General features: G+C 44.0%; 19 protein-coding genes. All 19 read right to left on the bottom strand.

Annotation, left to right across the window (positions count from 1 at the left end):
• Positions 1-14: 14 nt before the first annotated feature.
• The 19 genes from MKX34_RS11840 to MKX34_RS11750 all read right to left on the bottom strand — a co-directional run bounded on the left by MKX34_RS11840 (position 15) and on the right by MKX34_RS11750 (position 14,808).
• The gene (locus MKX34_RS11840) at positions 15-2,909 is read right to left on the bottom strand and encodes a hypothetical protein (protein ID WP_339205046.1); all 2,895 of its coding nucleotides are present in this window, start codon (positions 2,907-2,909) and stop codon (positions 15-17) included.
• Positions 2,899-3,456 (bottom strand): YmfQ family protein, encoded by a 558-nt coding sequence (locus MKX34_RS11835; RefSeq protein ID WP_076296350.1) that lies wholly within the window; start codon positions 3,454-3,456, stop codon positions 2,899-2,901. The genes MKX34_RS11840 and MKX34_RS11835 overlap by 11 nt, the downstream gene beginning before the upstream one ends.
• The gene (locus MKX34_RS11830; RefSeq protein ID WP_305953652.1) at positions 3,453-4,517 is read right to left on the bottom strand and encodes a baseplate J/gp47 family protein; all 1,065 of its coding nucleotides are present in this window, start codon (positions 4,515-4,517) and stop codon (positions 3,453-3,455) included. The genes MKX34_RS11835 and MKX34_RS11830 overlap by 4 nt, the downstream gene beginning before the upstream one ends.
• Complete coding sequence (locus MKX34_RS11825) at positions 4,504-4,917, bottom strand: DUF2634 domain-containing protein (protein ID WP_036684205.1); 414 nt, start codon at positions 4,915-4,917, stop codon at positions 4,504-4,506. Before MKX34_RS11825 ends, MKX34_RS11830 begins: the two co-directional genes overlap by 14 nt.
• Positions 4,914-5,207: a DUF2577 domain-containing protein gene (locus tag MKX34_RS11820; protein WP_076138688.1), complete on the bottom strand. Its 294-nt coding sequence runs from the start codon at positions 5,205-5,207 to the stop codon at positions 4,914-4,916. The genes MKX34_RS11825 and MKX34_RS11820 overlap by 4 nt, the downstream gene beginning before the upstream one ends.
• A gap of 2 nt (positions 5,208-5,209) precedes the next feature.
• Complete coding sequence (locus tag MKX34_RS11815; protein WP_076296348.1) at positions 5,210-6,175, bottom strand: hypothetical protein; 966 nt, start codon at positions 6,173-6,175, stop codon at positions 5,210-5,212.
• A gap of 6 nt (positions 6,176-6,181) precedes the next feature.
• A complete protein-coding gene (locus MKX34_RS11810; RefSeq protein ID WP_076208585.1) occupies positions 6,182-6,877 on the bottom strand; it encodes a LysM peptidoglycan-binding domain-containing protein in 696 nt (231 codons plus the stop codon).
• A 232-nt stretch (positions 6,878-7,109) separates the two neighbouring features.
• Positions 7,110-7,322 (bottom strand): hypothetical protein, encoded by a 213-nt coding sequence (locus MKX34_RS11805; RefSeq protein WP_076104539.1) that lies wholly within the window; start codon positions 7,320-7,322, stop codon positions 7,110-7,112.
• A 15-nt stretch (positions 7,323-7,337) separates the two neighbouring features.
• Positions 7,338-9,803 (bottom strand): hypothetical protein, encoded by a 2,466-nt coding sequence (locus tag MKX34_RS11800; protein ID WP_076104538.1) that lies wholly within the window; start codon positions 9,801-9,803, stop codon positions 7,338-7,340.
• A 66-nt stretch (positions 9,804-9,869) separates the two neighbouring features.
• Complete coding sequence (locus MKX34_RS11795) at positions 9,870-10,265, bottom strand: hypothetical protein (RefSeq protein WP_076104537.1); 396 nt, start codon at positions 10,263-10,265, stop codon at positions 9,870-9,872.
• Positions 10,266-10,504: 239 nt separating this feature from the next.
• Positions 10,505-10,927 carry a phage portal protein gene (locus MKX34_RS11790; RefSeq protein ID WP_076104536.1) on the bottom strand — a complete coding sequence of 141 codons (423 nt, stop codon included), beginning with the start codon at positions 10,925-10,927 and terminating at the stop codon, positions 10,505-10,507.
• Between the two features lie 26 nt (positions 10,928-10,953).
• Positions 10,954-11,415 (bottom strand): phage tail tube protein, encoded by a 462-nt coding sequence (locus MKX34_RS11785; RefSeq protein ID WP_076104535.1) that lies wholly within the window; start codon positions 11,413-11,415, stop codon positions 10,954-10,956.
• A gap of 1 nt (position 11,416) precedes the next feature.
• Positions 11,417-12,733 (bottom strand): phage tail sheath family protein, encoded by a 1,317-nt coding sequence (locus tag MKX34_RS11780; protein ID WP_076296347.1) that lies wholly within the window; start codon positions 12,731-12,733, stop codon positions 11,417-11,419.
• A 3-nt stretch (positions 12,734-12,736) separates the two neighbouring features.
• On the bottom strand, positions 12,737-12,931 hold the full coding sequence (locus tag MKX34_RS11775) for a hypothetical protein (RefSeq protein ID WP_081383863.1): 195 nt from the start codon (positions 12,929-12,931) through the stop codon (positions 12,737-12,739).
• Positions 12,928-13,350, bottom strand: coding sequence for a DUF6838 family protein (locus tag MKX34_RS11770; protein WP_076104533.1), 423 nt, complete (start codon positions 13,348-13,350; stop codon positions 12,928-12,930). Before MKX34_RS11770 ends, MKX34_RS11775 begins: the two co-directional genes overlap by 4 nt.
• Positions 13,351-13,352: 2 nt before the next feature.
• A complete protein-coding gene (locus MKX34_RS11765; protein WP_076296346.1) occupies positions 13,353-13,757 on the bottom strand; it encodes an HK97 gp10 family phage protein in 405 nt (134 codons plus the stop codon).
• The gene (locus MKX34_RS11760; RefSeq protein ID WP_076296345.1) at positions 13,754-14,128 is read right to left on the bottom strand and encodes a hypothetical protein; all 375 of its coding nucleotides are present in this window, start codon (positions 14,126-14,128) and stop codon (positions 13,754-13,756) included. Before MKX34_RS11760 ends, MKX34_RS11765 begins: the two co-directional genes overlap by 4 nt.
• Position 14,129: 1 nt before the next feature.
• Positions 14,130-14,501, bottom strand: a complete 372-nt coding sequence (locus MKX34_RS11755; RefSeq protein WP_076296344.1) for a phage head-tail connector protein — start codon at positions 14,499-14,501, stop codon at positions 14,130-14,132.
• A complete protein-coding gene (locus MKX34_RS11750; RefSeq protein WP_076296343.1) occupies positions 14,440-14,808 on the bottom strand; it encodes a hypothetical protein in 369 nt (122 codons plus the stop codon). The genes MKX34_RS11755 and MKX34_RS11750 overlap by 62 nt, the downstream gene beginning before the upstream one ends.
• Positions 14,809-14,820 lie beyond the last annotated feature (12 nt).

Here is a 14,820-nt window from a genome sequence, read left to right as displayed (position 1 = left end):
CGTTTTATGCCTCCTTAATTGACCGCCAAGAACGGTGGAATGTTATCGAGACTTAGCCATGTTGTGCCTCCAGAATATGGGGTTACACGGCCTTTATAGTCCACCTCGACATTGCCGATTAAAACACCACTGCCGTTATTGGATACGGATATTGACTCGATGCCGGCTGTTGCTGATGGGCGATATCCAGGCGGTAACGTCAAGATTGGCGACCCGTTGACACCGCTCTTAACCATGCCCCCGATATGCACAAATCCAAGCGTGTCTTTGTAATAGTAAGGTGCGTTGCCGCTGCCATACGTCTCCCACCCGTTAAGCAATGTCGGTGTTATCTGCGCCGGTACGTCCTTCTCCGCTTTCTTAGCCTCAACCACGGATACTCTCGCCAGCGCTTCTGTCACTCCATCGGTCAGATCACGTAACTGTGCCTTCTCAGAGGATGCGTAAAAGCCAGTAACTCCCGGTACTGGGGATTTATCCAGTTTGATATAAGAGACGCTATAAGAGGCAGATGGATCATATATAGCAGGTGGCTGATTTGCTCGCGAATTTCCGTATCCCGCAGTCGCTGCTTTTTCTATGATCCATGCCCCAACTCTTGATTCTTTAAAAACATTGAGTATCTCACGAGCCTTATTTTTAAGACGAGAATCTCCGCCCGGGGAGTATAGACTTGGATCATTATTGATATACCAATTACCTGTATCTGTTGATGGGGTAACTCGCTCACGGCTTACATACCCACTACCTACTTCTATAAAGTTATCTCCCTCAAGTAGTGATAGGCTGCCGTCCTCTTGGACTGCCTCCGTTGTTACGGCAGCAAGACGGTATAAGAGTTGATATGGTGTCCAGTTTGGTACGGCCGTCGTAGGTACAGTGTTTGTATTGCCCTCATAGAGGTTACTCTGATATCCCCACACTTTTGTACCTGTTCCGTTATATGGATTGGTGGATCCAGACAATGCCATCTTCCACCCGTTAAAATACGCTTTAATCTCGTCCACACTCGGTGTATAGGAGTCTCCCCAACCAGAATCAGCAGATGATACGCTTAGATAAAAATACGCATCTTCCGCGCGCTGCCTAAATTTATCAGCCCCAGCAGTTGCGATTGGGTCGCTTGTATTTACGAGTGTTTGGCCGTTATATTTTGTTGCAAACCCAACGATATAGTTACCTGAAAAAACAGCTCCAAGCTTTGATATCCGTAGCGCCTTATATCCGGATGCAGTGGAGTTATATTCCCAAGGTAACGTTCCATCCAGCACCATCTCACGCCATAACCTCGTCACCTCATACCGTCCGTTAACCTCACGCAGTATATCCGGTTCGCTGCCATCCGTTGGGTTAGCGTGTAACTCTACTCCACCAAAGGCGATAAGGCTGTCTTCACGCGGTTGGAACGGCGTGGCTGCGTTGCCGAGTTCGAGCTGCCAGTCCTTGAAAGTGAATGTGCCTGCAATGGAACCTGCCATATTGAATCTCAAAGCCACACAATCTGACGGAGTATTAATTATTTTCCCTTGAGGTGTAGCATTGCTTATCTCCGAAAGATATGTTGCAACTCCACTTGAATTCACCCAATAATAGTTTATATAACTTTGTCCCGCAGAAGCGCCTAACGTAGCTCTTAGATAGTATTGGGCTCCTCCTTTTACGGGTACATCAGTTGTGGATGGCCCTCCACCTGTTGTTATTGTTAATGTAATATCATAAGGTCCGTTCATTTTAGCATTAGCATTCAACGTATCTGGCTTATCCGGCAGCAAATTACGTCCATATCTCCGTACATACAGCCCATCTACTCCATTAATACCAGGAGGGACGAAAGGCCAGCGTTGTGCAATTTGATCCGATGTCATGCTGTCGAAAGAAATGTAATCAGACGCCGATACTTCGATTACACGAAGGCTATCGAACTGTACCCACCCCACGGTTCCTAATCCATTATAGTTGTATAAACGTAGGATGATAGTTCCCGATGTTGTCGGCATGAATTTAACTGAGTGTGTTTTTGTTGCGGCAGAAGTTACAGAGGTGGCATTGGTTATTGTACTTGTTCCACTCGCAGCAGCGAGATGTGCGAGCGAGGTACCATCTGTTACAACATCCACGAGAGCCACATAGCGTTTACCAGACTCAACCGTAATATTACGCTCTAATCGTCTAGGTGTCCCCGTATCAGCTGCAGTTGAAGTAATACGTTGTGCCTTACCGCCATTTATCGACACTAGGGATGGCGTTGCTCCGTAAAGCGTAGCTGCCCAACCGTCGGCCATTCCGTCCGAGTTACTATCTGTTTTAAAACTGTCAGATAATAATGGCATTAACGTCCTACCCTGTACCTTTAATCCTTGTAGTCTAGCGTTCTTTGTTGCGTTTAAAATTTGCTGTCCAGCCACTAAAATGATAGAGGTGAGAGATTCAGTATTTAGCCTGTTATTAATCGGAAGCACTGCTGCATCTGCTTTAGCTTGAGATCCTGTTGTTGTTTCTTTGGCGTTCCATGTCACCTTTTCGGTATCCGTTGCAAAACGATGTGTAGCATCCTCTACAACTTCAGATCCGTTAACATTTCCCCAAGATAAGCTCCCGGCTGTTGTTCCAGCTTTAAGTACTTTGCCATTGTTACTAGTACCCGTAGCTGGTACGTGTTGATTACCATCTCCTGTAGGATGTGTATAATTATTAGCTCCGGTAGCTACTCCAGACAATTTTGTCTTTTCCGCTGTCGTGTAATCATTGGTAGATAATTGCTTGCCGGATACCTTATCTACCTTATTACCAACTGTTGTGTCTATTTTATCCCAGTTATCATTGAGCATAGTATCGATGTTAAAAGTATCATTACCATCGGTAACTGGGTTAACTTTGAGTAAATTCAAATTGGGTGTATTACTGGACAACAGGCCCACCTCCCGCAAATTTATTTAATAGCGTCTGCTGCAATTGGTTGATTGTCATGATCTTATGCACCTCTTTGATAAGCAAATAACGGTAGGCATAAGACAAAATCATATGAGCCGGTTTGATATCCTCTAAAGCTTTTTTAAGGTCATCTATGTTAATTGGCACACCCAATGTATCAATAAAGGTAATCACGATCTTATACTCAGCTGGAGATACAGCCACATCAACTGTGCCGCCGTCATATGCCTGTGCTACATTCTTAATCATGTCTCCGGATACCTTACCAAATCCGCGCATTTTTGAAATGATCACAGACCGCCGTTGGTCACTAGGTTTGTTGGTATCGACTACGATTTGTAATTCCTCTTCGTATCTCCCTAATGCCCAAGTAGCCGACTCCGGGAATGCTTGGTTCAATAATTCTTCAACCCGTGTGCCAAGGAGATCAAACTCTGGTCCTTCACCGTTCATCAGCTCGTTCATTTCGAGTATGTCAGCATAATATGCCGGGAGATAATTTTTTAAACGGTCAGTCCCATTCATGTTACAGTCACCGTCCCAAGCACTGCTACAGCATCATCTGGTATCTGAATATTAACTGTTTGATTGTTTACTTTCAGATTTGTATAATCAATCACCGGTGGTATATCTAATATTAGACTCTGTATCCGGGTATAACGGACTAACGAGTCAGTAAAGGCAAGAGTAGCCAGATAATTCCTAGTCGCTGTCTCCAACTGCGTTTTTACTTGATCCGTTGTAGCTCCACTTGCAAGAGTTACACTCACCGATATATTAATAGGAAACTCAGTAGCCTCAACTACCGTAACAACTGCACCGATCGGAGCTACTCCTTCACCCATCCCGTCCTTTGTCGGATCAATGAAATTCTGAACAGCCTCTACAATCGCTGTCGATGGTTTTCTCATATCATTGTTTAGCAACACTACCTTAACGGTACCAGGTCCATTCCATAGAGGAAACGCCTTAGCCCGGCCAACACCGCTGATTTCCCGAGCCCATTGCTCATATTGGTATCTGTTACCGCTGGTGACTGGTTTGGTTATCCGCTCCTGATACCTCTCGTAGAGCGCTTTATCCGTTTCCCGGTCAACTCCGGCAACAAGCAGTTCTGTCAGTTCTGCCCGAGCTAGGTTATTAATAAAATCAATTGGCAGTAGTGCCCCGAATGTTTGATTTCCAGCAGCTCCCACAGTTTCTGATTCCATCCGGTAGTTACCAAGAGAAAGCCTTTCTATTGCCTTGTAGTTGATATCGCCTATTGCAAACCGACTGCCTACCGGAATATCTAAAAGAGTATTGGCTGCATTGTAAAACAACCCTCTTAATTGCGCTTTAGTAGCCACCTTTCGAGTAACACCTGACCACGCTACTGCCCGATCTAAGTAATCACCACTCGTTGTGTCTGCGAAGATCAGGTTTGTATTTATATCCAACTCAACATACATCTGAGCTAATTCCATTGCTGCTGGAGCCATAGCATCATAAATAATGCTACCTTCTCGCTTGTCCAGCCCATCTGGTACCCGGTCTAACATCCGTTCTAAGATCGTTTCAAACGTTTGATCTTCATACACCGCCATTCACCTCCAATCGGTCTGTATAGTTTCCGTAATCACTCTCTACGTCAAACAAGACGAGCACCGCATCGCCATCATAGTTAAATCTAAAGTTGGTTACGGAAACGATACGATCATCCTGAAGTAACGCTTCCCTAGTCCAGCGTTCCACTTCGGTTTCAAACACCGCCCGACCCCGCACCGCTCCAACATCTGCCTCACTACCGTAATTGTCACTGTAAATCAAGTTTTCAAATCGGATTGTCGAGAGTATTTTTATAACTGCCTGTTTTACAGCATCCAATCCATCCACTACTACGGATCCTATACGTCCATTTACAAGGTCTAATTTATAAGTAAGACTTGGTTGGGGTGTATCCTCCATATCCTCATTCAGCAGCACGTTATCGCTCTGTGGTATCAAACGCTCACCACCCTATCCATGATTACGTAGCGTTGACCACCTTGCATGCGGATAAGTAAAAGTTTATCTCCGGTAGCTAACGGCTTACGAATTACGTATTCTTGGATTCCTATTGTTATTTTCTGTTCAGATAAGGTTTCCGGAACAATTAAAAAATCCTCCGTAAGTGAAAGCCGATTATCGACCAACACTACAAGAGGATTAATTTTTTCTACAATTCCTAGCTGTACCAGAACTGGACCAGCAGCATTCACCGCTTCAGTGGCAGCGCGTTTTATCGCATCTATCATGATCACACCAACCTTAGCTCTAAGTCCATGGTATGTACTCCGCCTTCTTTCTTATGAGTACATTCATCGACTAGGAAGAATTTATTTATGTTCATTGCGTTGATATATAAATTAACGTAGCATCCTGCACGCATCCGGTAATCTCCAAGGGCCTCTATACTAAGCGTCCGATTCTCTCGATTCTTCATGAACAGTTGCTGAGTTAGTTGCTCGGTAATTTGAGCCTGATTCAGATTCTCATCTACTGACTCGTAGAGTTGTAGCAATCCCCACTTAGCAATGCTGGCGCTATCTTTGGTAACGTAAGTTTCCCGCTTACCAGTCTCCTTGTTGTCTCTGTACAATACAATTTGATTGTATGTCTCATCGTCAATGTTGCGGCTGTAAGAGTAATCCGTCATGAGTGAATCATCACCCACCACAAAAGGAAAGCGCATATTAGAAGCATTACGTATCGTCAAGCTCCCAAAATCGTCAAAGAATACGAAGTTGGTCCCGTAGTTAATCAGGGTCTCATCTAACGCCATGCAGATCATATCGATAAACGTTTTATCGTCACGGATCTGGGAAGGAATAATGTATTTTGTATCTTCCAGCGTTCCGGTCTTGAGCTGCATGTCTTGCGCGATCTTTTGAACTACCTGAGTTGCTGTCTGTTTCGTAAATACATAAGTTCCGCTATTCATCAGATACCGGATCTGATCATAAGCAAGGATGCTTATTTCTTCTGTCTTGCCAGTTTCAATACTGAAAATATATCCATAGAAAACCTTATGTCCCTCATCTGTGTATCTAACCACATCACCATTGTTCAGTTGGAATTTTTTATCTTGCCACGGGCCATGGTCTACAAGGGTGAATTCTAAGGATGCTGCCTTACCTATACGGATTGTCTTCCAAGATATATCAGTAACGATGCTGGAAACATCCCAGACGGCGCCATTTTTATTATCGATCAATAATTCCATGTATCATCACCCCGGTAGCTTTAGAACAGAGCCGATTTTGAGTGTCTTCAGCTGCGCATCTGTTAAGCCGTTTAACTTCTGAATCTCTTTCCACCGACTACCGTCACCGAGTTCTCTTTTAGCTATCTTCATCAAGGTGTCCCCGGATTTGATGGTAACTGTTTTAGACTTGGTACGTTCATCTGCGCGTTTCGCTGGCTCTTTCTTAGTGGTGGTTGTTGTACCAGCTGGTGTTGTATTTGTCTTCAACGTCACCTTTTTAGCAGCGTAAAAGACATACTCCTTCAGGCTGATTTCATATTCAAAATCGCCCGGGCTCCCGGCAACCTCTTTATAATTAAATTCTTCGATACTGGCAGCAATATTTATTTTGAGACCCGTTGACGTAAAAATAAACCGAATCGGCTTTCGCTTGTTCATCCAGGTTTCAATTAATTGGATGTAGTCCGCGGGTTGCCCCCAGTTTTTTGATGATACATAGCTTGGTACAGTACCACCGACTGCGATAGCCGGAAAAAAACTACTAAAGCTAATCTCTTTCAGCTTAGCGGCCTTGATTACATTAATTTCACCAAGATCCGTTATATCATAAGTCTCTCCGTCACCTTCCCCACCAATCTCTATTTCTTCCGGAAGGACGGGGATTTCAAACCATATTGCACGGTTGTTAAAACTTAGTTCGATGCTGTAGTCATTAGCCATAGACTCACCTCCGATTTATAGAGGAATAACCCCTTTATTGTCGAATATTGGTAGGTGTTCAGTCATACCAACTATTCATGAAAGGAGTTGAATATTATTAATATTGATCTGCAGGAACTTGAAAAGGACATCTTAGAAAATTTTTTCGAACTAAATGTCGATGATAATTCCAATCCTGAACTAACACGACAGATAGCCGAAGTATCCGCCCGGATTGTAACAATTGCTCTTTCTAGGCTTTCACATTTACAGAAGGAGTCAGAGTGACAAAGGGTTTAGAAACTTCGCTGTAAATTCGTGAGGAAGAAGATATAATGTCTTCCTCCAATCGGCGAGATACGGAATTAATAATTTCGTTCATCGATCGTTCATTCTGAATGTTTATCGAAACATTGAAGGTCGTTACTTTGGCGACCTTCTTTTTATGCGCATGGCGTCTTAACATTGGCATTCCCTCCTCTTAGCTATATACTCCCTTGGCTGTACTCACGATGTCCTCATTAAGCTTCTTTGTGATTTTACTAACGATGGAATCTACATTAGTCTCATTGTGTACTGGTCCTGTCTTCACTTGGATAGTAGGTGTCAATGTTACGAAGTTTTGGATATTCTTCATCTCAGCAACATCACGCATAACCTTCAGATCCTCTTTAGAGATGTCGATTGGCTTCTCTACTTTGCCGACTTTATCAACTTTTTTAAGCTTATTCTTTTTGTCATTATCAGTCGCTGAACCATTTCCCGCACCGGTATGTGTGGAATCCCACTTAGAGAAATCATACCCTTCTGCAGCTTCTTTATTTTTATTTTGCTTGGCTAATTCCTCTGCTTCCTTGGCTGTTTGATCTTTGGCTCGTTTATCCGCTCTATCTTCCAGCATCTTCTGTACTTTGGCTTCTCTCTCAGCAGCAGTTTTGGCAGCGCCATTCTCAGCAGCGGTTATTTTCGCCGCTCTTTGTTGACGAGCTGCTTCTTCTTCAGCGGCAGCTCCGGTTGCAAATTCAACATGCCCAATTGCTTTTATGCTGACGAACTTTAATCCGTTCAGTTTTTCGATAAGTTTATTCAACCTATCTATTGCTCCGTTTGCTAAGTCTTCCATTAACTTAAGAGATTCAACTTTCGCATATCCGAATGCATCAGCTATTCCGTATCCAACCTTCATGAAGAAGATGGGAACCTGGTCGAAAAAATTAAGAATTGCATTCCACGCCCTCATCATACCGGCGGCAAATTGGTCGTTAGTTTTCCACAAATTTATTAACCACTTAACAAGGAAATAAATAGCTGCTACCACAGCGATAATAATAACGATAACCCATGTGAGAGGATTCGCTAATATCGCAGCATTCAAACCAACCTGAGCACCAGTGGCAGTCGTTGTCGCAGCCGCCTGTGCTAGTGTTGCTCCTGCGAGGTACGCTTGTCTCGCTTTAGCGATACCCATTAACAAATTTTGTATGCCCATAACAACGTTTGAGGCAATGACTACACCTTTCCATAAAGCAAACGCCCCTGCAAGCCCTGTTATTATAGGTGCAATGGTCGTCCAGTTAGAGGAAAAAAAGTTATAAATCTCTGTAGCTATATCAAGGACACGAATGGCATTTTGAACCACCCAATCCAGTGCTGTGCTCAGGCCATCAAAAAAGGGCTGGAATGTCCCGTCTTGAAAGGCTGTATTGATCATAGATATTAGCGGCATCAGACTCTGAACTGCAGCACCGCCTGCATCCGCTAAAGTTGAACGTAAGTTATTACCTAATACTTCAACCTGTTTGGCAGGGGACGCCATCATGGTGTCAAATGCTTTTTGACCCATTTGCTGCTTCTCCAATAACTGGTCGAACGCCTTGATGAACCCCTCCATATTACCCGCCTTACCGAGGTCATCAATGTTAAAAGCCCGTATATCGGATTTACTCATGTTAAATCGTTCAGCTAGAGAAACGATATCGCCACTCATAGCCTCCTTGAGCGCAAAAGCAGCACCCTCTATCCCATTCCCTGCACTATCAAAGGCATTAAGCCGCTGGGCGAGATTGTTCAGCTGAGATAACTGGTCTGTATTTTGAGTCGTTGAGAAAAAGGACAGCGTGCTTTGTAGCGATTTAGTTACATCCTGACCAGCTGCCAGCGCTTCATCCTTGAATTTATCGAACATCGCTTTCCCTATCTCAGCATCTCCGGTACGTGCCTTAAACATATCCTCCATCTTCTGTTGCTCCATCGCCCCGCCAACTGTCTTTTCGAAAAGAGCCTTAGCGCTCGCCAGTGACAGGTAAGCAGCAACTAAGCCTTTAATATTACTAAGCCAAGCTGAGCTGCTTTTACCAGCTTCACGTACCCTACCATTAACCCGAGATTGCAAGTCCGCTATTTGCTGTTCTAGTCTAGCTATACGTTCAAGCGCTTGCCGTAGTCCATCAGCATCAGAAGTACGTGTGCGAAGTTGGCGTGTAACTCTGATAAGTTGCAAAACTAGCCGTTGTAAGTTAACAAACATTGCTTCAAGTGATCGTGGAAGTTCAATCCTGATGCGTGCTTGAATATTACCGAGCTCCGAATCAATCTGTCTTCTGATGGCAGCGATCTCAGAATTAATATCTGCTGTATTAAGGCGAATTTTGAGAATAGATTCTTCTCCACCTAATTGCTGCCGAATAGTTGTGAGTCTCTGAAGAATCTCACTAGAATTAATACTAATTCTTATTAGACTGCCAGTTCCCAAAGCAGCTATTTGCTGTTTAATAATATCTAGGTTATGAATAACATCAAAAGCACTAATTCTTAATGTAATTGGATTTTGTACTTGTGATTGCAAACGAGCCATAAGTTGTAGCGTTGATGCAAGTACAGTATTCACCTGCGCTAACCGTTGGCTGAAAGCATCGTTCAGAGCTAAACTGGCGGCAATACTATTCATACAAACTCTCCTTTCTGAGAAAATAAAAAAGCACCCCTTTCAGGAGTGCCTTCCGTTGATTCAAATTTATAATTCAACTATATTGGAGTTCTTTGTTCTTAAAGTTAACTCATCTGCAATTTTTCGAGCGTATTTGATATCTCTGGGTTTGGTCGTAGCGTTATCTGTTTTAAACGAAGCAGAACTAACCTGCCCAGACTTATTTATATAACTAATTAAAAGATAGCATGTCATCCAAATACCACCATTTGGTGCGGGGACATTCTCAACTTTAAATTGAGCATCTTTTATTTGTGAAACGTCAATTGAAAAACTTGTTCCTCCGCCATCAATATTTAATTGGGTGGAATCCAGTTCAATTTTGCAAAGATTCCTTTCCGGTAAAGGCAGTCCATCTACGTGATATAAATTCACAGTTATAGACTGATTCTTTTTAGAATCACTTTTCTTGAAAAAACCCATTCTATCACTTCCCCTAAAACATTTTTTCTATATTCTACCACAGCAGATGGAGGGTTGTGATCATTTTTTACGAACTTTGGACTTAGCTGCATCCTTTTTCTCTTTATCGATTCGAACCAAGATCATAGCATAAATTGCAGATCTATCTGGCTTGCTCATTGCCATTAACTCATGTGGCATGATATGAAGTTCGTGGAGGGCGTAGTAAGCCAAGTTAGCCTCACTATCGCCCTCCTCGATTAGTTTTTTACATCTTCAACCAGTTCATTAATATCCTGATCAAAGCCATTTAAGGTTTGAACCTGATCAGTTAACTTGGTAAACTCTCCTGGTAGCAACATTTTGCGCACCAGAGCCTCAGCACCTTTTACCCCGTATGTCTCCTGTAAAGCTGCGTCTTTCAGGTTAGGATAGACAACAGTTGCTGTAACCAATTTAGCGACATACTCATTTGGATCAGTCTCAGAAGTATATTGTCCATACTTAGCCTTTGTACGTTTAGTTGCTGCCTTGCGGATCTCTTGATTTTCCGCCTCAGTGATACTACGTAGCTTCCAAGGTATCGCCTTTCCATCTTTATCTTTAAATCTAGGAGAGACTACGAAATCCTCTGTAGTCTCAACCGCTGCGTTTTGTGCGTAGAATGCTGAAAAATCGCTCATATTATTAATTCCTCCTGAAATTTGGTTTAATTGGCTGGTGGGTTAAATGCTTGACCCATATCAATATCCTCAAAGGTAAAATCAATATCCTCTTCTAGTGCATCAGACTCTGTATCTAGTGATACCATAACCACACTATCAAGATTCACGCCTAGTAGAGTAATTGTTTGAGACCCAATGGTAGATCCCGGATCTTCATTAGTTACCGTAATATCAAAGTTGGTATCTCTACCCGTTTTGATATAATCGATCATCAACTGGCGGAACCGACTTGTCATATAGTAGATCGTCATACTACCGGTACCGGACCATCCGGTAGTTTTATGTTGCGTGCCGCGGCGGCCCAATGTCTTCACCTCAGCCTTTTCCTTTTCAACAGAGGCTTCAAGAGTCTTGATGTAGAACATTTCCTCCACCTGACCGTTGATTGTGGCGTAGGCTCGTCCCTCTTGTCCACTGATTGTTTCGCTAGCCTTTAAGAAACCCATTTTATCTCACCTGCACTTTCATATATACTTTTTCGATACTATCTACTGGTTGAATATTGGCTTCCACGTAGATGGCATCTGAGTCAATACCAGGAAGTACCGTGATATCCGTCTGGGCATCAAAGTTTTCAATGGCATCAATACTCTGTAGGTTATCCAGATAGATCACAGCCTCTTTGCGAAACAGAGCTCGGCCATCAACATTGTTTGATACCTTACCGATGTAAAATGATTCAAAGATACGCTTCAGATCATTTGCAATACCATCCAACACACGGAGCACACGGTTTTTTTGAAGTTGTTTCCCCTTCTTTGGAGTGTAAGAGAGGAACGTATTAATATCCTGTTCTACCACAGCTCGATTAACGGAAGGGGTAAAAACAAATTCTCCAGCCTTTAACGCTGCCTCAATCTGTGTGTTGGTGTAGCGTGGCGCTACATCTACAGCATCATCGTAAGCCGAATAAGTCAGAGACTCGTTCATCTCAGCTGCTGCCGAAGCACCAGCTACCCAAGCAGTGGCCTGCGCTGCTGTAAGTATGGTCCCGTCTGAAAGTATCACGCCATTCTTGACGCTAATTACACCTTCGAAATCGGCTACAGGGTAGTTCTCAAGTGCTGCCTGTACCTTTTTACCCTCTGACTCTCTCAAGCGCCGTACAAAGGCAGCATAAACAGCTTTGAGCGCATTGTCCGTGGATGTCAACCCCACTGTCTGGAATTCATACAGCTCTAGTGTAGCTAGATATGCAGTATGATCCGCATTAGTCACAGTGCCATTTGCTCCACCAATCAAAGGAGCTCCAGCATTTGCAGTTAGTGTGCCGGTCCCGCTCCATACAATCCAGTCATTCGGGATGAGCCCCGCAATATTAGCGACTACCTGCGTGTCCACTACTGTATTATCCAGCAACGTTTTTACATCAAACTTGCTACTATCGTCGATGTTGGTTTGTACGACAACCTTCAGTGCATTACCTCGAATGCCACCATATCTTGCTGTAGCTACCAAGGTCCCAACTGTGACCGTTGACTTTGTTCCGTCATTGAGTTTGTACAGCAACACTGTCCGAGCTCTTTTAAGCGCCTCACGCACCAACAACAGCTCTGGGGCTGTAATGTCATAGCCAAGCGCTTTGAATGTATCCTCACCAGCTATAATCGGTGTGATGACCTTAGCCGCTCCCCATGGGAGAGTTAGAGCTAAAGAGGTTATTCCCCTGCTGCCAACCGTACCCAATGCCCCGCCAGACGTTTCCACGTTAACATACACACCGGGTCTTACTTTATTTTGAGTGGTCCATGTTCCACCGGCCATAATCTATTCAACCTCCTTGTTCTTAAATTCTTTGATAACCTGCTGTGCCTCGGCCGCCGTATACAACTTTTCCGGCTCCAGCAACGCCGACAGGACATCTTTATCCTGGTATGAGTATTTGGTAGAGCTCAAGAACTGCTCCTTTGTATACGAAGCCTCAGGAGCTTCAATAGCTTCCTTTTCATTTTTCACACTCACTTAATACCGCCTCCTTGCTTCATAGTCTGCATTTTAATATCCGGTGCTTTATCCCGGATCAGGTGAACATTGTACTCAACGAAGAAATGCAATACTCCATCCACTATTTCATGCCTCATACCTGTTCCCCGGTAAAGCCCATCATGCCCAGTTACATATTCCAACTCGGAATATAATTGTTCAGATATCAGCTCGCATTCTTCTCGGGGAGCCGCTGATTCCTGTTGCGGGAAGTAATGAACGTCAAAGGGATTGAAACGCTGATAGCGCCGGTTAACCCCTCGGACCTGACTACTTTCCAATAACAGCACAAAAAAGCACGGCTGCTGCATGCCCTGCTCCACTGCTTCGTCATAAACCGGATACTCCGGAGTAAATAACGATAGTTTTTTTATGAGTGCGTTTTTTATATCCTGCATACTCACCGCCCCATATGCTTATTAAGGAATTTCTGAAACTTCCGTTCTATGATAGCTGGCATTTCCCTCTCCAACTCCTGCTCCGATAGCGTTAACATAAACCTACCGTTAACCCAACCAGTACGGAGACGGGTGACATGCCCGAATTCTACATATAGCGCATACTCCACGTTATTTGTGATCTCAACATGCACCCCACCGCCTGGTAACTTTACTACCTGGCCGATCTGCCATCCCCGCCGCAAGTCTCCAGTCAGTACGGGAGTCCGAGCTATAGCCTTTGCCAACAGCCGTCCAGCCAATTCCCGGATGCATTCCTCCATAAAGGCTGGGAACTCTTTCTGCATCTGAACCATACTTTTATGCAGCTTCTTCAAATCAGTGAAATCGAACTTCCCCATACTCATGCGTTCAGGACCTCTTTTAGCTTAATCTCCTGATGAGTGGCATACCTGAATGGCTTACCCGCTTGCTCTCCTTTGAACTCCATGCCGTTCTGTTGAACCGTGATTCGACTTCCTGGCTTGATAGTCACATCAGGGGAGATAAACAGCTTAGCATCGTATTCCACCCTGTCTGACGTTACAGTCTGTGTCGCGCTTGGAAGAGTTGATTGAGAGAGTCCACACGGCTCGTCAGCAAACACAACGACAGGCTCCTGTCGTGTTTTACCGCTCACTGGATCTTTTACATCCTTCATTTCCGAAACAGTACATAGGCCTTCATAGGTGCTCTCTATAGCTAACCGCTCTGCTGGTATATTACCGAAACTGACCATGTTACCACCTCAATCTGCGGAACGCCTGCAGCTGAGCCGCATAGTTCCGCACGAAAGTAGCTCCAGATCCAACCGTGACTGTAGCCTTAGCGGATCCGAACGCTGTTGTAACATCCCCACGCTTGATGCTAGTAACTGCTGGCGCGGTCAGTTCGAATTCTGTTGGGTACTTCGTCCGGTAGTAGTCCTCAGCTATATGCAGAACCACATTATCCAAGGCTTCTGGAATAGATGGTATGTTGCAATAAGTTTTAATCTCCTGGACGATAGTTTCCAAAACAAACAGCAGCCTACTATCCTTACTGGTATCTTCAAACGGTATCAGTAGTAATTGTTTCAGTCGAATTAGATACTTTTGGATCTCCTCCGGCATCTGCTTCACCTGCTTTCAGGATAACTGCAAGCACTTCCTTTATCTTCGAAGCTTCGCCCAAGTCAATACCATGTTCCTTAGCATATTTCTTGAGTGCTGGCAGTTTCATTTCTTCCAGCGGCACATCCTGCTCATCTTCATCATCATCATCAAATTCAGGCACATCTTCACGCCGAATTACCCCATCCTTAATGAGCGATTCAACTTCACTCGGCAGAATCAAAACCTTCTCCCCCGGCATATAAAACTTCCGATTGTACTTAGCTGCTACCAAAAGAGATATTTCAATACGTTTTTCTTCGGTCACTCAGATCACCCT

The sequence above is a fragment of the Paenibacillus sp. FSL R5-0636 genome (assembly GCF_037974255.1).
Lineage (GTDB): Bacteria > Bacillota > Bacilli > Paenibacillales > Paenibacillaceae > Paenibacillus_AQ > Paenibacillus_AQ odorifer.
This window is presented reverse-complemented; position numbering and strand designations above follow the sequence as displayed.